The organism is Rhizobium sp. S96, assembly GCF_030382195.1.
Taxonomy (GTDB): domain Bacteria; phylum Pseudomonadota; class Alphaproteobacteria; order Rhizobiales; family Rhizobiaceae; genus Rhizobium.
The window spans coordinates 1-19,603 of sequence record NZ_JAUDRY010000002.1 but is presented as its reverse complement, the minus strand read 5'-3'; the positions used below and the strand labels follow the sequence as shown (position 1 = coordinate 19,603).

Here is a 19,603-nt window from a genome sequence, read left to right as displayed (position 1 = left end):
ACGGCTCAGAATGGGTAGCCAACCGCGTCGGAGGCGTCAGCCCCGATGTTGAGGCCCTGAGAGCGTGCGCGAGATCGCATCGCGCCAGCCGGCGATCTTTCTCTGCCGCTCGCCCTCCTCCATCGTCGGTCGAAACCGCGCGCTGGAAGCCCAGGCTTTCGAAAACTGCTCCTGATCGGGCCAGACGCCGGCCTGCGACCCGGCAAGCCAAGCCGCACCCAACGCGGTCGTCTCCAGTTCGGCGGAGCGGTCGACGGGATTGGCCACGATGTCGGCAAGGCGCTGCATGGTCCAATCCGACCGCGCCATGCCGCCGTCCACCCGCAGCACCGTTTCGATATGGTGGTCGCCCCAGTCCCTGCGCATCGCGACCAACAGATCGAATGTCTGATAAGCGACGGATTCCAGCACGGCATGAGCGAGCTCGGACGGGCCACTATTGCGGGTGAGGCCGAAGATGGCACCTCTGGCCTCCGGATCCCAGTAGGGAGCACCCAGACCGGTAAAGGCGGGCACGACGTAGACCTGCTGGGTGGGATCGGCCTGAAGCGCCAGAGTGCCGCTCTGCGAGGCATCGGAAATGATACCGAGGCCATCTCTGAGCCACTGCACGGCAGCGCCGGCAATGAAGATCGACCCTTCCAACGCGTAGGTGATCTGCCCCTTCAGACGATAGGCAATCGTGGTCAGCATCCGGTTGGACGAGGTGACGCGATCCTGACCCGTGTTCAGCAGCGCAAAGCAACCGGTGCCATAGGTGGATTTCATCATGCCGCGATCGAAGCAAGCGTTGCCGATCGTTGCCGCCTGCTGGTCGCCGGCCACCCCGAGAATTGAAATGGAGGCGCCGAACAGCGCCGCATCGGTTACACCGAACACATCGGCACAATCCTTGACCTCAGGCAGCACCCCCACGGGAATACGCAAGACGCCGAGAAGCTCTTCGTCCCAGCGCCCTTTGCTTATGTTGTAGAGTAAGGTCCTCGATGCATTGGTCGCATCGGTCACATGCGCTCGACCGCCTGTAAGGTTGAAGATCAACCAGCTGTCGATGGTGCCGAAACACACCTGGCCTGCCTCCGCGCGTTCGCGCAGGCCTTGCACGTTGTCGAGAAGCCAGCGCAGTTTAGTTCCCGAGAAATAGGGGTCCAGCAGCAGCCCGGTCTTCGCCCCAAACAGCTTTTCATAGCCGTCGACCTTCAGGCTGTCGCAGATTTCAGCAGTCCGCCTGTCCTGCCATACGATCGCGTTGTGGAGCGGCTTGCCCGTCTTGCGATCCCAGACAACCGTTGTCTCGCGCTGGTTCGTAATGCCGATCGCAGCGATGTCGCCTGCCGCAATGCCGGAGTTCGCAATCGCCTGCCGCGCGGTGCTGACGACCGTCTCCCATATCTCAAGCGGATCATGCTCGACCCAGCCGGGCTGCGGATAATGCTGCCCGATCTCCTCCTGAGCCGACGCGACCAGGCGCATGTTGGCGTCGAAAATGATCGCGCGCGATGATGTCGTGCCTTGATCGATCGCGAGAATATAGCCGCTCATTGCCGTCCTCGAGTGCAAAGGTATGCCGTGCCCGCCGCTCTCGCGCCGGGCCATGCGATGTATTTTCGGAAATTTGGTGCCGAAAGCGGGAGATGAACCCGTAACAGCGGATTGGCCGGGGTTAGTGCCCCGGCCAAGGCAGCCCGTTAGTTGGACTGCCAGCTCTTGACCAGTTCGTCGTAGTTGACGGTGATCGGCTTTTCCTTCTCGTTCTCGATCTTCAGCTGGGGAGCGAGGTTGCCCTTGGCGACCGCGTCCTTGTTCCAGTATTCAAGATCATGCTCTTCGGCGAGCTTCGGACCAATATCGCCCTGAACCTTGGCGCGCTCCAGGCGCTGCAGGACTTTTTCCTGCTCGGCGCAAAGCGAATCCATGGCTTCCTGGGCGGTCTTGGCGCCGGAGGACGCATCACCTACGGCCTGCCACCAAAGCTGTGCCAGCTTCGGATAGTCAGGAACGTTGGTGCCGGTCGGCGACCACTGCACGCGAGCCGGCGAGCGATAGAACTCGATCAGACCGCCGAGCTTCGGAGCGCGCTCCGTGAAGCTCTTGTCGCGAATGGTGGATTCGCGGATGAAGGTGAGACCGACATGGCTCTTCTTCACGTCGACCGTCTTCGAGGTCACGAACTGCGCATAGAGCCATGCGGCCTTGGCGCGATCGTCAGGCGTCGACTTCATCAGCGTCCAGGAACCGACGTCCTGATAGCCGAGCTTCATGCCGTCCTTCCAGTAGACACCATGCGGGCTGGGCGCCATGCGCCACTTCGGCGTGCCGTCCTCGTTGACCACTGGCAGGCCCGGCTTGACGGCATCAGCCGTAAAGGCGGTGTACCAGAAGATCTGCTGAGCCACTTCGCCCTGCGCCGGCACTGGGCCGGATTCGGAGAAGTTCATGCCCTGCGCTGCCGGCGGTGCATAGGCCTTCAACCAATCCAGATACTTCTGGATCGAGTAGACGGAAGCCGGACCGTTGGTATCGCCGCCACGGGCAACGCACGAACCGACGGGGCGCGAGTTCTCGTCGACCTTGATACCCCATTCGTCGACAGGCAGACCGTTCGGAAGGCCCTTGTCGCCGTTGCCGGCCATCGACAGCCAGGCATCGGTGAAGCGCCATCCGAGCGAAGGGTCCTTCTTGCCGTAGTCCATATGGCCGAAGACCTTCTTGCCGTTGACTTCACGGCCGGTGAAGAACTCGGCGATGTCCTCATAGGCAGACCAGTTGACCGGAACGCCGAGATCGTAGCCGTACTTCGCCTTGAAGTCCGCCTTGTTCTTCTCGTCGTTGAACCAGTCGTACCGGAACCAGTAGAGGTTCGCGAACTGCTGGTCGGGAAGCTGGTACAGCTTCTTGTCCGGCGCGGTCGTGAACTTGGTGCCGATGAAGTCGTTGATGTCGAGTCCCGGGTTGGTGACATCCTTGCCTTCGTTCGCCATCCAGTCGGTCAGCGAGCGGGCCTGCTGGTAGCGCCAATGGGTGCCGATCAGGTCCGAGTCGTTGACATAGGCGTCATAGATGTTCTCGCCCGACTGCATCTGTGTTTGCAGTTTTTCGACGACGTCACCTTCGCCGATCAGGTCGTGCGTGATCTTGATGCCGGTGATTGCCGTGAACGCCGGCGCCAGCACCTTCGATTCATATTCGTGAGTCGTCAGCGTCTCGGAAACGACCTTGATATCCATGCCGGCGAAAGGCTTCGCCGCATCGATGAACCACTGCATTTCCTTTTCCTGGTCCCCACGGGAAAGCGTCGAGAGATCGCCGACTTCCTTGTCCAGAAATGTTTTTGCCTCGTCCATGCCGGCATAGGCGGAACCCGCCATGGCCAGCAGGATGCCTGCTGTCGTCGCTAGTAGATGCCGTCGCATAATATCCTCCCAGGGTTTGCGATTGCAGTTTTCACGTCAGGCGGCCAGTACCCCCGGCCATCTGTATTTTCCTGTCCTAGACGTAGCGGAACACGCCGATGGCGTAGACTACGGCAAGGCCAAGAGCCCACCACAGGTTGGGACCAACAAGGCCCAACCATGCGAGATGAATGAACGCTGCCCCCAGCAGCGATATGAAGAGCCGATCTCCCCGCGTGGTCTCGAACCTCAAGACCCCCACACGCGGGGAGCCGCCCGGCGCCAGATATTCCCAGATGCTCATGCCGATCAGGAGCAGGAGAATCGTCAGGAAAAACAATGCGGTCGGCAGCGTCCACGCCATCCAGGAAAAGTTCATGTCTGGTCTCCCCTTTAGACGCGGCCGAGCGCGAAGCCCTTGGCGATATAGTTGCGGACGAAATAGATGACGAGCGCGCCGGGAATGATGGTAAGCACGCCGGCAGCCGCCAGCACGCCCCAGTCCATCCCCGAGGCCGAAACCGTGCGCGTCATGATCGCCGAGATCGGCTTGGCCGCGGTGGTCGTCAGCGTGCGGGCAAGCAGCAGCTCCACCCACGAGAACATGAAGCAGAAGAAGGCCGCCACCCCGATCCCCGATGCCACAAGCGGCATGAAGATGCGGACGAAGAAACGCGGGAAAGAGTAGCCGTCGATATAGGCCGTCTCGTCGATCTCCTTCGGCACGCCGGACATGAAGCCTTCGAGGATCCAGACCGCCAGGGGCACGTTGAACAGGCAGTGCGCCAGCGCGACCGCGATATGGGTGTCGATCAGGCCGAAGGCCGAGTAGAGCTGGAAGAACGGCAGCGCAAAGACGGCCGGCGGCGCCATGCGGTTGGTCAAGAGCCAGAAGAACAGATGCTTGTCGCCGAGGAACCGGTAGCGCGAGAAGGCGTAAGCCGCAGGCAGCGCTGCCAGCACCGAGATCACCGTGTTCATGACCACATAGGTGATCGAGTTGATGTAGCCGTTGTACCACGACGGATCGGTGAAGATGATCGTGTAGTTCCTGAGCGTCGGGTTCTGAGGCCAGAGCGAGAAGGTGCCGGTAATCTCGGCATTCTCCTTGAAGCTCATGTTCACCAGCCAGTAGATCGGCAGCAGCAGGAAGATGATGTAAACAGTCGAAACGACCCAGGAGAAGTTACCCGCAGGCTTGTATTTCATTGTCTGTGTCATGGATTGAGCCATTGTCCTCTCCTTTCTCACGCGTTCTCGTCGCCGATGGTCATCACGGTGTAGAAGATCCATGACAGCAGCAGGATGATCAGGAAGTAGATGATCGACATCGCAGCCGCCGGACCGAGGTCGAACTGGCCGACGGCCATTTTCACCAGATCGATCGACAGGAAGGTCGTAGAATTGCCGGGGCCGCCGCCGGTAACGACGAAGGGTTCGGTGTAGATCATGAAGCTGTCCATGAAGCGCAGCAGCACGGCGATCAGAAGCACGCGCTTCATCTTCGGCAGCTGGATGTAGCGGAACACCGACCAGCGCGACGCCCCGTCGATCTTCGCCGCCTGATAATAGGCGTCAGGGATCGATACGAGGCCGGCGTAGCACAACAGCACCACAAGGCTCGTCCAGTGCCAGACGTCCATGACGATGACGGTGATCCAGGCATCGAGCGGATCGCGGACATAGTTGTAGTCGAGCCCGATTGCCTCCAGCGTATGGCCGAGCAAACCGATGTCAACGCGACCAAACACCTGCCAGATCGTGCCAACAACGTTCCACGGAATGAGCAGCGGCAGCGCCATCAGGACGAGGCAGACAGGCACGCCCAGCCCTTTCTTCGGCATGTTGAGCGCGATGAAGATGCCAAGCGGGATTTCCAGCGCCAGGATGATCAGCGAGAAGGCAAGGTTGCGTTGCAGTGCCGCCCAGAAGCGGTCGGAATGCAGCGTCTGCACGAACCAGTCCGTGCCCGCCCAGAAGAACTCGTTGTTCCCGAACGTGTCCTGCACCGAGTAATTGACGACGGTCATCAGCGGGATCACCGCCGAGAAGGCGACGAGCACCAGCACCGGCAGCACCAGAAACCAGGCCTTGTTGTTCCAGGTCTTGTTCATGGCTCAGCCCTCCCTGCCGACGCGCCAGGAATCGGCGTAGATGTTGATGGCCTTGGGATCGAAAGTGACCCGCGCCTCCGCGGGGATCTCGGCATCCTCGGTCAACACGATGGCGATCGGCTGGCCCGCGAAATCTGCCCGCACGATCTTCTGCCGGCCGATATCCTCGACCCGGTTGATGGTGACGGGCATGCCCTCGCGCCCGAGGCGGATGAACTCCGGCCGTATACCGAGCTCAGTCTTGGCGCCCGCCGCGGTCTTCGGCGCATAGTCGAGCGACAAGGTCTCGCCGCCGACGGTCGCGCGATTGCCATCGATCTGCGCAGGCAGAACGTTCATGCCAGGCGAGCCGATGAAATAGCCGACAAACGTATGGCTCGGCCGCTCGAAAAGTTCGGATGGCGTGCCAATCTGCACGATCTCACCCTCGTACATCACCACCACCTTGTCGGCGAAGGTCAGCGCTTCCGTCTGGTCGTGCGTGACATAAACCATGGTGAAACCAAACTGCTTGTGCAGCCGCTTCAACTGCGAGCGCAGCACCCATTTCATATGCGGATCGATGACCGTCAGCGGCTCGTCGAACAGGATGGCGTTAACGTCGCTGCGCACCAGCCCCCGGCCGAGCGAGATCTTCTGCTTCTGGTCGGCGGTGAGCCCCTGCGCCTTTCGCCGCGCCATCGGCGACAGATCGATCATCTCGAGAATTTCGCGAACGCGACGATCCACCTCGGGCTCGGATACGCCGCGGTTGCGCAGCGGGAAGGCCAGATTGTCGTAGACGGTCATCGTGTCGTAGATGACAGGGAACTGGAACACCTGCGCGATGTTACGCGCCTGTGTCGCTAGGTTGGTGACGTCCTTGCCGTCGAACAAGATGCGGCCATGCGATGGTTGCAGCAGGCCGGAGATGATGTTGAGCAGCGTCGTCTTCCCGCAACCGGAGGGCCCAAGCAGCGCATAGGCGCCGCCGTCGTTCCACTCGTGGTCGACTTCGCGCAGCGCGTAGTCCTTGTCCGATGTCGGGTTCGGCCCGTAGGCGTGGCGGATGTGGTCGAGCGTGATGCGTGCCATGTCCCTGCCTCCTCAAGCCGTTACGCCGGACGCAATCGCGCGCCCGTCAGTGTCGAACGCCATCAGGTGACGCACGTCGAGAAACACATCGATGTCCGTATCCGGGTCGATGTCGTGAATGCCATGCGCCAGCATCACCCAGCGCACGCCATCATAGTCGAGATAGACGAAGCTCTCGGAGCCGGTGATTTCGGAAAGCTGCGTGCGCGCCTTGAGGCGCACCGCCCCCGGGGTCTGCTCGGAAAGACCGAGGTGATGCGGATGAAATGCAACCGTCACCGGCCCATCCGCCATGCCCGCAAGGTGGCCTGGAACGGCAAAAATCTCGGCGTTCTGGCGTTGGAAAACGCCGCCAGCTTTTACCACGTCAATGAAGTTGAGCGGCGGATCGGCAAAGGTCTTGGCCGTTATCAGGTCCAGCGGCTTGCGGTAGACGCTGATGGTTGGGCCGAACTGCGTGACGCGCCCTTCCGATAGCGTCGCGGTATTGCCGCCGAGGAGCAGCGCTTCCGAAGGCTCGGTCGTGGCATAGACGAAGATGGCACCCGATTGCGCGAAGATCTTCGGCAATTCCGCGCGCAGTTCCTCGCGAAGCTTGTAGTCGAGGTTGGCAAGCGGCTCATCCATCAGCACGAGGCTGGCGTTCTTGACCAGGGCGCGGGCAAGCGCCGTGCGCTGTTGCTGCCCGCCGGAGAGGTTGAGCGGCGTGCGGTCGAGATAGGGCGTCAGCCGCATGAGGTCGGCAGCCTTGCGCACCTCGCGGTCGATGGTCGCGGCATCCTTGCCTGCGATGCGCATCGGCGAGGCAATATTCTCATAGACGGTAAAGGCCGGATAGTTGATGAACTGCTGGTACACCATCGCAACGTTGCGCTTCTGCACCGGCATGCCGGTGACGTCGACGCCGTCGAAATGAATGGAACCGCTGGTCGGACGATCGAGCCCGGCCATCAGTCGCATCAACGACGTCTTGCCGGAGAGCGTCGGCCCCAGCAGCACATTCAGCGTGCCTCGTTCAAACGCAAGACTGGTTGCGTGGATATGATAATCCGCGCCCACCATCTTTGCGGCGTTCCGCAATTCTAGCATTCCGGTTCCCGTGCCTCCTCACAGCGGGGACCACATGCCGCTTCTTATCCGGCCATCTGAGCCGGTAGCGCGGCGATGTACTCCTCCAGTAACCCAGCCTGCTCCTTGGTCAGGCGCAGGCCTTCCTTCGTTCTCCTCCAGAGCACGTCATCGGCGTGCCTGGCCCATTCATGGTCGATCAGGTAGCGGACTTCCGCCTCATAGAGGTCGCTCCCGAAACAGCGTCCGAGATCCTCGATCCTCTGCGCCTGACCCAATAAGATTGCGGCTTTCGTCCCGTAGCGCCGGACAAGGCGCCGGGCGTGCCCGTCCGCGAGGAAGGCATAATTGCCCTTCAGCTTGCGGACCTCGTCCTCGTATGCGGTTGCCGGAAAATCCCCGCCCGGCAGATGGCTCTTTGCCGTCCACGGCGCGCCTTTACTGCCGATCGCTACGGCGATCTTCTCCAACGCATGCTCTGAAAGCCGGCGATAGGTGGTCAGCTTGCCGCCGAAAACGTTGAGAAGCGGCGCCTGACCGCCATCGCCTTCCATCTTCAGCACATAGTCGCGGGTCGCTTCCTGCGCCTTCGACGCGCCATCGTCGAACAGCGGACGAACCGCCGAGTAGGTCCAGACGATATCCTCTGGCCGCACCGGCTCGTTGAAATATTCGCTCGCCGCCTTGCATAGATAGGTCGTTTCCTCGTCGGAAATCTTCACATCCTTCGGATCGGCCGTGTAGTCGCGATCGGTAGTTCCGATCAGTGTGAAATCCTGTTCGTAGGGAATCGCGAAGATGATGCGGTTGTCGGGGTTCTGGAAGAAATAGGCCCTGGGGTCGCTGAACTTCTTCTTCACAACGATATGGCTGCCCTGGACCAGTCGCACGTGCCGCGCCTCATTCTGTCCGAAGGCGGCGCGAATGACGTGATCGACCCACGGGCCAGCAGCGTTCACCAGCATGCGCGCCTGGAACCGCCCGGTTTGCCCGGTCACCGTGTCGACGGTCTCGATCGCCCATAAGCCATTCTCGCGTCGCGCCGAGACGACCTTGGTGCGCGGCATGATCAGCGCGCCCTTGTCGGCCGCATCGCGGACATTCAGCACCACCATCCGCGCATCATCGACCCAGCCATCGGAATATTCGAATGCCTTGGTGAACAGCGACTTCAACGGCTTGCCGGCCGGATCGCGGCGCATGTCGAGCACCTTGGTCGCCGGCAACAGCTTGCGGCCGCCCAGATGGTCGTAGAGGAACAGCCCAAGGCGGATCAGCCAAGCCGGCCGGATCCCGCCCTTGTGATAAGGCAACACGAAGCGCATCGGCCAGATGATGTGCGGCGCCATCGCCCAGAGGATCTCGCGCTCCATCAGCGATTCGCGCACGAGCCGAAACTCGTAATGCTCGAGATAGCGCAGACCGCCGTGAATGAGCTTGGTCGCGCCGGACGAGGTGCCCGAAGCGAAATCGTTCATCTCGGCAAGGGCGACGGAATAACCGCGACCGACAGCATCGCGCGCAATTCCGCATCCGTTGATGCCGCCGCCGATAACGAAAAGATCGTGAATCTGACCGCTCACGTTTCCCCATGCCCCCTAGAATGCCGCAACGCAACAAGACACCGCAATTGCGAAAGTAGCGATACTAAAAGCGAAAATAATTCGAATGTCAAACGAATGCGTATCGAATTTCGAAAAGGCACAGAATTAGAATCCTGCCACCCAGAATCGCGGGCGGCGAGACTTAGAATGAGGTGCGGAGCTTAGTTCTAGTCCGGCGATCGGAAATAGGCGCGTGGGGCCGCGCCCAGCATTCGCCGAAACATCGTCGTGAACGCCGCAGCGCTTTCGTAACCGAGATCGAGAGCAACAGCAGTGACCGATTCGCCGGAAGCCAGGCGCGGCAAAGCGGTAAAGACGGCCGCCTGCTGCCGCCACGTCGACAGGCTGACTCCAGTCTCTCTTCTAAAAGCACGGGTAAATGCACGCCGGCTCATCGCCATCCGTTCGGCCCAGTCCTCGATCACCAGATGCGCGCTCGGATTTTCGATAAAGCCGCGACAGAGCGCAGCCAAACGCTGGTCGGCGGGAAACGGCAGACCGAGCGGCCGGTCCGGAAGCCGCAGAACCTCTTCCAGCAGCAGCGCCATGATCAGGCCATGCCGCACCGGATTACACACCTCTTCCGGCGGCACGACCGCTTCCACGATCAGTGCCCGGGCAAGGTCGGTGAGCGCCACGACGCGAATGGCCGTCGGACGCTCGGTCAAAGCGCTGGACGCGACGTAGGCCGACAGCATCGTCACGTCGCCCAGCATATCGACCGTGTGTTCGAGGCCCGCCGGAATCCACAAGGCATGCTCCGGCGGCACCATCCAGCGCCCCTGCCGGGATGAGACCATCACCACGCCGGTGCGCGCATACACGAACTGCGCGCGGCTGTGGCTGTGGGGCTTGACGTGATAGCCGGAGGGATAGTCAGACGGGATGGCGTAGACCGGTTCCGACGCCGCTTCGATCGCAGCAAGACGCTCAAGGTGAAGCCCTGCCAACTCGCCTGCTGTCGGCTTTGATCCGTTCTTCATCTGTTTTGGCCCACTTGCGAAACAATAAGACCAAAACACGAAAGCGGGACGCGAACAAGTCGTCTATCCCAGAGCCGTCAAACGACGGAGTAGAATCGTGACAAATAGCGCAATGACAGCAGAGAGACACTCTGCGGAACAGACCGTGTTCAGCATCATCATGGCGGTGAGCTTCTGCCACCTTCTCAACGACACCATGCAGTCGCTGATCCCCGCCCTTTATCCGATGATCAAGGACAGCTACAGCCTCGACTTCACGCAGATCGGCTTCCTTGGTCTCGTGTTCCAGGTCACTGCGTCGCTTCTACAGCCGTTGATCGGTATTTATACCGACAAGCGTCCGCTGCCTTACTCGCTGTCCATCGGCATGGGCTTCACGCTGATTGGCCTGGTCCTGCTCGCCTATGCGCATGCCTATTGGGTGCTGCTGGTCGGAGCCGGCGTCGTTGGTCTCGGCTCGGCGGTGTTCCATCCCGAATCCTCGCGCGTTGCCCGTCTTGCCTCGGGCGGACGGCACGGCCTCGCTCAGTCGCTGTTCCAGGTCGGCGGAAACTTCGGTTCCGCGATCGGCCCGCTGCTCGCAGCCTTCATCGTCCTGCCGCGCGGTCAGCAGAGCGTCGCATGGTTCTCGCTCGCCGCATTGACCGGGATGATCATCCTGTGGCGGGTCGGCTCCTGGTATGCCAACCATCGTCGGACCAGCGCCGGACGGAAGAGTGCCGCGCATGCTGTTGTCCTCCCGCGCAAGAAGGTGATCGCCGCAATCGCGGTCCTCGCGCTGCTGGTCTTTTCGAAATACGTCTACATGACCAGCCTCTCGAGCTACTACACCTTCTACATGATCGAGCGTTTCGGCGTATCGGTACAGGAAGCGCAGATCCTGCTGTTCGTCTTCCTCGGCGCGGTTGCCATCGGCACGGTTGCAGGTGGTCCCATCGTGGACTGGTTCGGCACGAAGTTCGTCATCTGGTTCTCGATCCTCGGCGCGCTGCCCTTCACGCTGGCCCTGCCCTATGCCGATTACACCTGGACGGTCATCCTGACGTTCCTGATCGGCGTCATTCTGGCGTCCGCCTTCTCGGCGATCGTGGTCTTCGCGCAAGAACTGGTACCGGGACGCGTGGGAATGATTGCGGGGCTGTTCTTCGGCTTCGCCTTCGGCATCGGCGGCATCGGTGCCGCAGGCCTCGGCATGGTTGCGGACCACATGGGCATCGAGTTCGTCTACCATGTCTGCTCCTACCTGCCGCTGCTTGGCCTGCTGACTATCTTCCTGCCGGATATCGGCAAGGGCCGGCGTCACGCGACCAAAGCCGCCAGCTAGGCATCCCCGAACTGAAAGCCCCAGGAAAGGCCGAGGCCCCCCGCCTCGGCCTTTTGTCGTTCACAATTGCGCATGCCGCTACCAGCCGGTACGATCCCTTCACGTTGGCGCAGAGAAAGCGAAGTTTACCCAAGCAAAATGGCACATGACTTCCAGCAGGACATCGATGCAGTCCAGAAAATCGCAGCAGTTCCGACCATTCTCGATGTTGTCTGCCGATCGACCGGGATGGGCTTTGCGGCAGTCGCAAGGGTCACGGAAGATCGCTGGATTGCCTGTCAGGTTCTCGACCACATAGCCTTCGGCCTACCCGCTGGCGGCGAACTGAACGCGGAAACGACGCTCTGCCACGAAGTGCGCGGGCATCGCCATGCCATAGTGATCGACGATGTCTCCAAGGATCCCATCTATTGCGACCACCGCACCCCTGAATTGCATGACTTCCAGAGCTATATCTCGATGCCGATCGTTCTGCCGGACGGACGCTTTTTCGGCACGCTGTGCGCAATTGACCCGAAGCCGGCCACGCTCAACAATCCGCAGACCCTGGGCACGTTCAAGCTGTTTGCCGAGCTCATCGCATACCATCTGGACGCGGACACCAAGCTGAGCGATGCGCAGGAGAGCCTGCTGAGCGCACAGACCTCATCCGAACTGCGCGAGCAGTTCATCGCTGTGCTTGGACACGACCTCCGCAATCCCCTGGCGTCGATCAACGGCGGAACAAACCTGCTGCTGCGCGAGCCACAGACCGAGAAGGCTCAGAAAATCATCCGCCTGATGCGCGGCAGCGTCCTGCGCATGTCGGGGCTCATCGACAATGTGCTTGATTTTGCGCGCGGACGGCTGAGCGGCGGACTGGCGCTGCAAAAGGAAAGTGGGCGCCCCCTGGCCCCCACACTTGAGCAGGTGGTCGCCGAGATCAGCGCCGGCCATCCGGACCGGCAGATCGAGCTGGCGATCGATCTCGCAGCCAGCCCCGATGTCGACCACGGGCGCCTGGCGCAGATGCTGTCGAATCTGGTCGAAAATGCCGTTACGCACGGCTCCCCCGATGAGCCTGTCCGCGTTCGGGCACATATGAGCGAGGGCCAGCTGGTTCTGTCCGTAACCAACGCCGGGACACCCATTTCAGAGAGCGCCCTGGCGCAGCTCTTCCAGCCCTTCAGCCGAGCCGAACCCGGCTCGGGCATGCGTGGACTGGGACTGGGACTCTATATCGCCTCGCAGATCGCACAGGCCCACGGCGGAAAATTGGAAGCCGCCTCCAACGAAACCGAAACGACCTTCACCTTCACGATGCCGGCGGCCTGATCTCAACGGAAACGCCTGCAATCCCGAAGCTACGCTCTATCGGAAATTATAGAACGACTGCGGATCGTAGACGCACGCGTAGTCAAGAACGCATTGCTTTCCAGCTGAATCGCGAAAGTTCGTCCTGTCGCGCTTGTCACCCAGCTTACATTTCGCCGGCGGATAGCGGAACGTACGACCTCCGATACCAACACGAACAAAAACCGATTTGTTCTGCCGGATGAACTGCGCAACCTCGCTGCAGGTGTGATCGCGGGCATTGATCTCCGCGGCCGCTGCCGCAATGGAGGCCGAAGACAGCAAAACCGCAGCAGCTATAATCACATGTCTCAATGGAGCCTCCTAGTTGAACTTGGAGTTAAGCAGCACTTTCGCATGAGCCGCAAGCTGGAGAAAAGTGCTGCCGCATCCGCTGGCGCCAACGCTCTTTTTTGAGATCGCTTGCCCAGGCGCTGATTGTAGCCCAGAAAATGACCAGCCCGACAGACGTCCACGACCTACAATAAAAACAACATCGACGATCCCAAGCGGCGAATGTGGCTCATCATGACAAGGTTCGCCGGGCTGCCATATTGGCGCCGCCAAGGCAAAAACGCTTTGCCCGCAGGCGCTTGTTTTGTGAATGGGATTGACGGCCGTCCTATTCCGCCCATTTCAAGAGTGGCACTGGTTTAGCCTTGGAGATAATGATGAATTTCAGCCAGAAAATGTTTCGATCGTCGCTCGTCCCATTTATGCTTTCGCTGGCAATATTGGCCTCGCCGCTCTCGGTTCCCCGGGAGGCGAGCGCTCAGATCGGTATCAACATCGGTGTTGGAAGCAGCCTGAACCGCGGGCGACCGATAAGCTGCCCTCAGGGTGAACGGCTGCTTCGCGGTCGCGGCTTTCGCGATATCAATCGGGAAAACTGCCGCGGCAGGTTCTTCAACTATCGCGCCTCGCGCAACGGACAGCGCTTCGAAGTCGCAATCCGTCAAAGCGATGGCCGCATCGTCGACATGCGACGCACCAGCCGACGGTGGTAAGTCCTTCCACCCTCACTTCACAACCATCTTGTGGATCACGGAAACGCGCCGACCGGTGAAGGTGACGCGCAGGGAACCCGCGATCTGCCTTCCGCTCGGGTGAGCAGTCCTGCCCGAGCAATCGCCGTCAATTTCGCCGCTGATTTGAATGCAATTGATTTTGCTTGATGATTTTATAGCTGCCCCCTCACTTTCCACGCCATGTCTCCGCTATGGCGGGAACCCATCAGCCACTCTGCCGCTTGCGCCGAGGAGAGCCCAGACTAGCTTATAGACCGTTGCATTTCTGAATTGTAACTTGCGTTTTCAATGAGATAGGCGATATCTGTTGACAGGATCCCTTTTTATGACGCTGTAGGTACCTCACGCTGAAGGCCCGAATATCGAGTTGACCATGCGAGCTACAAAAAGCGCACGCCCCTTTCGCAGATCGCTTGTAAAGATCGGTACCAGAGTTCTTCTTGGGCGCTGCAGAAGTCACTTTCAGGACTGGCTTCCGGGATTAAAAATCACACCTGCCACGGACAGCAATGCCACAAGCATAGTCTATAAGGGCAAGGTGGTCGGAACCGCCCTGAATTTTGCCACCCTACAATGGCCAGATATGATCGCCATCGTCGGGAGTGGTCCGTCGATCAGTCACTCGCTGATCCGCCGTATTGCGCCGCGCCAGGCCGTTCTGCTGAACGGCGCCATCAAACTTATGGAAACAGAGATCCCGGACCCGCTCGCCATTGCGGTCGAAGACGAGCGTTTTATCTGGCGCCATTTCGACTTCCTCAAGGACCATGTCAGCCGAGAAACCACCTGTTTGTTATCGCTTGCGGCCATTCGAGCCATTTGTGCGCTCGACAAGAGTTGGCTCTCCGAGAGAAGAATCGTTCTGATCCGGAACGGACTCGCCCCTTACCAGCACAAACGCCGAAGCTTGCGCGACTTTGCACAGGAGTGTCCGGTGTTTGAAGCAGGAGAAGGAGCCATCTCCCTTGATCCCGACCGCGGCACTATTCCCGCGGGCTCGGTAGCGACAACCGTTACGCAGTTCGCCCTTGCGGCCCGTCCGAAACATATTCTCTTCTTCGGCATCGATGTGAACAACTCGGATCAGCCTCGATTCTACGAGCAAGCCAGTCGTTCGTTCAGCGGTATCGCGCGGGCAGAAATACGAATTCTCCGGGCATTTGTAGCGATTAAGCGGTACGCTGATGAGCAAGGGATTGAGCTCTCATGCTGTTCCTCAGTGTCATCGCTTTTGAAGGTCGGTTATCCCTACGATCCGACTTACGATACGCGCGACGCCCTGCAATAGAGGGCAATTCGGCAGGTTCGTTTGTTCGCCTGCTCCAGAGGCTTGGTGACCTGCAGAACCGGATCCGCGCGCGCTATCTGAAGAGGTTCAGGACATACGACCCGCAGGAATAATGCTTAGCGCGCCCTCTTCAATAACTCGCGGCCAGTTGGAACCGGCGAACCTCGCTCGCAGGTCGCCCGCCTCCTTGACTGTAGGCAGGTTCTACGCCGCTATTACCCCAGCCGTTACCCCGAGGGAGTACTGGCAGTTTGGGGCACAGCTAAGTTATTGAAAAATTTGGCGACCCCTGCAGGAATGTCATTTGTCGTAAATTAGTGAGCAAAAACAATCAAATTTGCGCTTTGTGAGGGGAAATTAGGTGCAATTGATTTTGTTCGCGAATTTTATCATCCACCCCTCACCTTTAACTCCATATTTGCCCCATGACCGAACGGCCCTATCAACCCCTCTATCCATGGCGTCGAACAAAGCTCGACGCACACGACGCGCCGACAGATACGGACTGGTCAGGCTATGATGGGGAAGTATCGATCGGCCGCATCCAGAAGCAGCCGCACGGCCCGATGAAAGACCAGTGGATGTGGTCGGGCCATGGCCCTCGAACGCGGGAAAGAGTGCTACCCCATCAAGGCTATGAACCCGAAGGCCGCGAAGCCATGCGCAAGGCCGAGGAGTATTATCATCGCTTGATGCGCCACAATGGAATGCGAGGGAGCCTCGATGTTTAATCGGTATTGGCCGCAAGCAGTGATCGCAGCTATCTACGAGATCGGTGTCAGCTGGGTAAGGGTTCAATGGCAATGCTCGAAAGCGCTCTTTCGAGATCTAATCCCACGAACCACGGCTGCATTGCCTTTGCAGCTGATCTGATCGAATGTCGCCATGACCACCAGTGGCCAACCCCATCACCGGAATCATTAGACGAGTGCATCAGCCTGATCCACATAGGATGATTTCTGGCAATTGGAACAGCAGCTACTTTGTTGTGATTCCCAAGACTATAGACTTCGATAAGGCGGTTCGCAGAGCTTAAAACCCCTAGTCCGGCGGACGGGCTCGCCCTTCGCTTAGAGGACAGCATGAAGCGGCCAGTTTCAAGAGGCCTTAAACGAAACCCCCTCTCAAACACGAGCACAGAACCGTCATCAAGCGTTTCGGCAGCCGCCTCTACGGCGTCGCAGAAGCCACTCGCCAGTGCATCATCATCATCGAGCCTGAAATTGAAAATTCGGCCGTTCTGAAATCGTTTCAGGAATTCTTTAGTCGCCTTGGAAATCGATAGGTCGAAGGGGACATGATGTATGTGAAGCCACTCGTGACCCCGGCAAATTTCATGCAAGCGACTCTGCCACTTCGCCGGCATATCCGACGAGATCAAGAGCAGATGATGGAACTTGGATGTCCGGCTCGCCAGGACCGCGAGACACGGCAAAACCAGCGCCTCAAAGATTCGAAATCGTTCATCAAGCCGATCGTCGGCAAATATGAACCTTCGCACATCATCGATCGAGGCCCCCTGACCCCGAAATGCGAAAAAATTGTGCGATTGAAAATTGATTACTGAGAAGCGCGTGGAGCCTACAAAAGTGATTTCATTCATCTGCAGGTCCGCTATCACTATCTTTTCGAAGGCCAACACGGCCGTCGAGGCTGGTTGTCAGAACATTTTTGATCTCTCGCAGCACTTGTTTCATCAGCCCCCACAACCCGTGCACATTGCAAAACCAACGGGGAGCTAATCTCACCGGGTGGCGACGACGTCAACTACAGAGCGAAGAATCGCAAGAATTTCTCGAAGGCTCGTTACTCATGATCTTGGCCGACGAGATCAGCAGGCTGTCAAAACCTGCAGCAGGATACTAGCCCGTACGATCAGGAACTACAGGTCCAGTTGTTGGTTGGCCGGAATCCGGCGTCGTTTCATTTCTGTAGCAATGCAGCAACACAGTCATTTCGAGCATCGGCAATCCCTAATTATACAGGGTACAGCTCATTGACTGACACGCGGCGTACATCAAAGTGCGATCAGAAACGGGGCGTGCCTACAATTGCAGACTGTACAAAATCATACCGCTAATTTTCGGCCGGACATTGAGGGGTTGCGAGCAATAGCAGTATTGCTCGTCGTCGTATTTCACATCAACGCTTCACTCATTCCTGGGGGATTTATTGGGGTTGACCTGTTTTTTGTCATATCGGGTTACGTCATCACCCAGCGGATATGTGCCGATAATCTATCGACACCCGGAGATTTCCTAGAATTCTATAGACGTCGCCTTCGTCGTATCGCCCCCGCGATGTTCTTCGTAACGGGCACCACGATAGCTGGCGGAGCGTTCATACTCTTGCCGGACGACCTGGTTCAGCTCGTCAATTCGGCGATCGCTACAGCATTTTCGGCTGCCAACATCTATTTTTCTTTGTTTCTGGATACCGGTTACTTTGCCGCGGATAGCCGGACAGTACCGCTCCTGCACATGTGGTCCCTCGGCGTTGAGGAACAATTCTATCTTATCTGGCCGTTTCTACTATTTGTGCTGCTGAGGTATCGGCGGTGGGCTATCCCCACTTCCCTGACAATCATAGTACTCAGTATTGCGTGCGGGGAATATTGGCTGCGAACTAACAACCTCACCTCCGCTTACTACATGCTGCCGTCTAGAGCCTTCCAGCTCTGCAGCGGCGGGCTAGCTTTCTTCCTTGCACAGTCAACCGCAGCGCAGAATGCATCCCCCAAAACCCTCCTTCTGGGCGGAGTCATGGGTTCGGCAGTGGTAATTGCGAGCGCAGTGTTCTTGGATGAGACGATGCCGTTTCCGGGGATTTATGCCGTCCCGCTCACGGCCGGGGCGATCGCGATCCTCGTCTCGGGCGTCAGGCGCCAAGCCCTTGTATCGGCTCTTTCGATCTGGCCCGCACGCCAGATTGGGAAGATATCTTACTCAATGTACCTGTGGCACTGGCCGCTTCTGGCGTACATGCGTTACGTGGGTATTGACGTAAGTTTGGTGTCTGGAATTGTTGTGTTCCTGACGACGGTTATCTTGTCCATTGGCTCATACCGATTGATCGAGGAGCCATTTCGCCATTCTCGGCAATCTTTCTCGAACATCTTCATTAAAATGGCCGCGATTCCTGCGGTAGCCGTCATCCTCGCTGGAATCGCGATTAGCAAGGCTGATGGGGTCATTCCTTTTCTGGCACCGGCCAATTATCGAGAAAACTTAGCCTTGATCCAAGAGCAGACGAAGCAAGCGCCACGTTATCCTTATGTTTGTCAGGCTAGCCGTCTCTCAGCAAAGCAAACGCAAAACCCAAAGTGTCTCATTGGAAGCGGAAACAACGCAAGGACGCTGGTCTGGGGCGACAGTAATGCCTCGCACTACATAGGTATCCTTGGAGAACTTGCAAAAGTCAAAGGCACATCCTTCCGCAATATAGCTCACTCGGCCTGCCCTCCGCTGTTGCAGAACGCCGGCCACTTCGTGTTTGGAGGACGAGCCCGCGACTGCGACTATTCGTCAAATCTTGTGACCACCACGCTGCTCTTCGACTACGACCACATCATCATCTCTGCGGCATATTCGAACTATTTAGCACGTGATCCGGGGTTCCTAGCTCAGTTCGAAAACACAATCTCGTCCCTTAGAAAATCAGGCAAACGCGTCACGGTCTTGGGTCAGGTTGTAGCATTTCCCGGTTACGATCGACTTTGCGCCGCCAAAGCAATCCGTCTGCCCATCAACTGTCTAGCCAAGCAACAAGATCGCTCGGCTGAGATAGCGTCTACAAACTTGGCAATTAAAGAGCTGGTTTCGCACGTGGAAGGCGCTGAGTACTACGATTTCAATTCTCTGATTTGCCCTAATGGCGTATGCTCCCCGTATAGACAGGGCACGCCGCTCTATTTCAACAGCACACATCTGAGCGTGTCTGGCTCGTGGATACTGGGCGAAGTCGCAGTTCGTTCCAATCTTTACAACAGGCTATTTTGAGAACGCTCGCAGCAACCGAACGATTGTATCTAGATCGTCAATTGGGCTGGCTGCGCACGCGCGCTTCTACGTTGTCGAGTTTAGAATAGCGTAAGTAGTTCTCTGCTTGGTCCCCCTGTTGATTTCCACTGAGAGCTGACCCGGCGCAGCCCGATATTTCCATCGAGAATTGACCCATGTTTCAACCGTCCCTCGCATATTTTCAGCGGGGGCTCTGGAGTGATCGACATGGCATTACTGAGCGTGATCCGACGCTGGCATATTCGAGAGCATCTATCGATCCGAGAGATAAGCTGACCTTGCCCCCAAGTTTTATCCAGTTTTAAGTTCGCTCCGGCGGTTTTGGGTTGCTGTATTTGGGGCGGTAGCGGCGGGTTGTGGTGCGGAGCCATTCCGGC

At 58.6% G+C, this 19,603-nt stretch carries 16 protein-coding genes; 5 read left to right on the top strand and 11 right to left on the bottom strand.

What is annotated here, in order from left to right; translation table 11 throughout:
• Window positions 1–36: 36 nt before the first annotated feature.
• From glpK to QTL94_RS00195, 9 genes are all read right to left on the bottom strand, one after another.
• Window positions 37–1,542 carry a glycerol kinase GlpK gene (gene glpK / locus QTL94_RS00235; RefSeq protein WP_289800200.1) on the bottom strand — a complete coding sequence of 502 codons (1,506 nt, stop codon included), beginning with the start codon at window positions 1,540–1,542 and terminating at the stop codon, window positions 37–39.
• 146 nt (window positions 1,543–1,688) lie between these two features.
• Entirely contained in the window at window positions 1,689–3,413 is a 1,725-nt protein-coding gene (locus QTL94_RS00230) for an ABC transporter substrate-binding protein (protein ID WP_289800199.1), read from the bottom strand.
• A gap of 76 nt (window positions 3,414–3,489) precedes the next feature.
• Window positions 3,490–3,771: a DUF2160 domain-containing protein gene (locus QTL94_RS00225; protein WP_065694060.1), complete on the bottom strand. Its 282-nt coding sequence runs from the start codon at window positions 3,769–3,771 to the stop codon at window positions 3,490–3,492.
• Window positions 3,772–3,785: 14 nt separating this feature from the next.
• Entirely contained in the window at window positions 3,786–4,613 is an 828-nt protein-coding gene (locus tag QTL94_RS00220; RefSeq protein WP_289800296.1) for a carbohydrate ABC transporter permease, read from the bottom strand.
• 26 nt (window positions 4,614–4,639) lie between these two features.
• Window positions 4,640–5,506: a carbohydrate ABC transporter permease gene (locus QTL94_RS00215; protein ID WP_065694061.1), complete on the bottom strand. Its 867-nt coding sequence runs from the start codon at window positions 5,504–5,506 to the stop codon at window positions 4,640–4,642.
• 3 nt (window positions 5,507–5,509) lie between these two features.
• The gene (locus QTL94_RS00210; RefSeq protein ID WP_289800198.1) at window positions 5,510–6,580 is read right to left on the bottom strand and encodes an ABC transporter ATP-binding protein; all 1,071 of its coding nucleotides are present in this window, start codon (window positions 6,578–6,580) and stop codon (window positions 5,510–5,512) included.
• A gap of 12 nt (window positions 6,581–6,592) precedes the next feature.
• Window positions 6,593–7,669, bottom strand: a complete 1,077-nt coding sequence (locus QTL94_RS00205) for an ABC transporter ATP-binding protein (RefSeq protein ID WP_289800197.1) — start codon at window positions 7,667–7,669, stop codon at window positions 6,593–6,595.
• Between the two features lie 44 nt (window positions 7,670–7,713).
• Entirely contained in the window at window positions 7,714–9,231 is a 1,518-nt protein-coding gene (gene glpD, locus QTL94_RS00200; protein ID WP_289800196.1) for a glycerol-3-phosphate dehydrogenase, read from the bottom strand.
• Between the two features lie 188 nt (window positions 9,232–9,419).
• Window positions 9,420–10,235, bottom strand: coding sequence for an AraC family transcriptional regulator (locus QTL94_RS00195; RefSeq protein ID WP_289800195.1), 816 nt, complete (start codon window positions 10,233–10,235; stop codon window positions 9,420–9,422).
• Between the two features lie 112 nt (window positions 10,236–10,347).
• Here QTL94_RS00195 and QTL94_RS00190 point away from each other — a divergent pair, with 112 nt between their 5' ends.
• Window positions 10,348–11,559, top strand: coding sequence for an MFS transporter (locus tag QTL94_RS00190; protein ID WP_113522992.1), 1,212 nt, complete (start codon window positions 10,348–10,350; stop codon window positions 11,557–11,559).
• Between the two features lie 138 nt (window positions 11,560–11,697).
• Window positions 11,698–12,873, top strand: coding sequence for a GAF domain-containing sensor histidine kinase (locus QTL94_RS00185; protein ID WP_289800194.1), 1,176 nt, complete (start codon window positions 11,698–11,700; stop codon window positions 12,871–12,873).
• Between the two features lie 36 nt (window positions 12,874–12,909).
• On the opposite strand, the gene QTL94_RS00180 is transcribed toward QTL94_RS00185, so the two are convergent.
• The gene (locus QTL94_RS00180) at window positions 12,910–13,194 is read right to left on the bottom strand and encodes a hypothetical protein (protein WP_502944087.1); all 285 of its coding nucleotides are present in this window, start codon (window positions 13,192–13,194) and stop codon (window positions 12,910–12,912) included.
• A 368-nt stretch (window positions 13,195–13,562) separates the two neighbouring features.
• On the opposite strand from QTL94_RS00180, the gene QTL94_RS00175 reads away from it, so the two are divergent.
• A complete protein-coding gene (locus QTL94_RS00175) occupies window positions 13,563–13,898 on the top strand; it encodes a hypothetical protein (protein WP_289800193.1) in 336 nt (111 codons plus the stop codon).
• 604 nt (window positions 13,899–14,502) lie between these two features.
• On the top strand, window positions 14,503–15,207 hold the full coding sequence (locus QTL94_RS00170; RefSeq protein ID WP_289800192.1) for a glycosyl transferase: 705 nt from the start codon (window positions 14,503–14,505) through the stop codon (window positions 15,205–15,207).
• A 778-nt stretch (window positions 15,208–15,985) separates the two neighbouring features.
• Here QTL94_RS00170 and QTL94_RS00165 read toward each other — a convergent pair.
• Window positions 15,986–16,810: a glycosyltransferase gene (locus tag QTL94_RS00165; RefSeq protein ID WP_289800191.1), complete on the bottom strand. Its 825-nt coding sequence runs from the start codon at window positions 16,808–16,810 to the stop codon at window positions 15,986–15,988.
• Window positions 16,811–17,258: 448 nt separating this feature from the next.
• Here QTL94_RS00165 and QTL94_RS00160 point away from each other — a divergent pair, with 448 nt between their 5' ends.
• Complete coding sequence (locus QTL94_RS00160) at window positions 17,259–19,205, top strand: acyltransferase family protein (protein ID WP_289800190.1); 1,947 nt, start codon at window positions 17,259–17,261, stop codon at window positions 19,203–19,205.
• The last annotated feature ends 398 nt before the right edge of the window (window positions 19,206–19,603 follow it).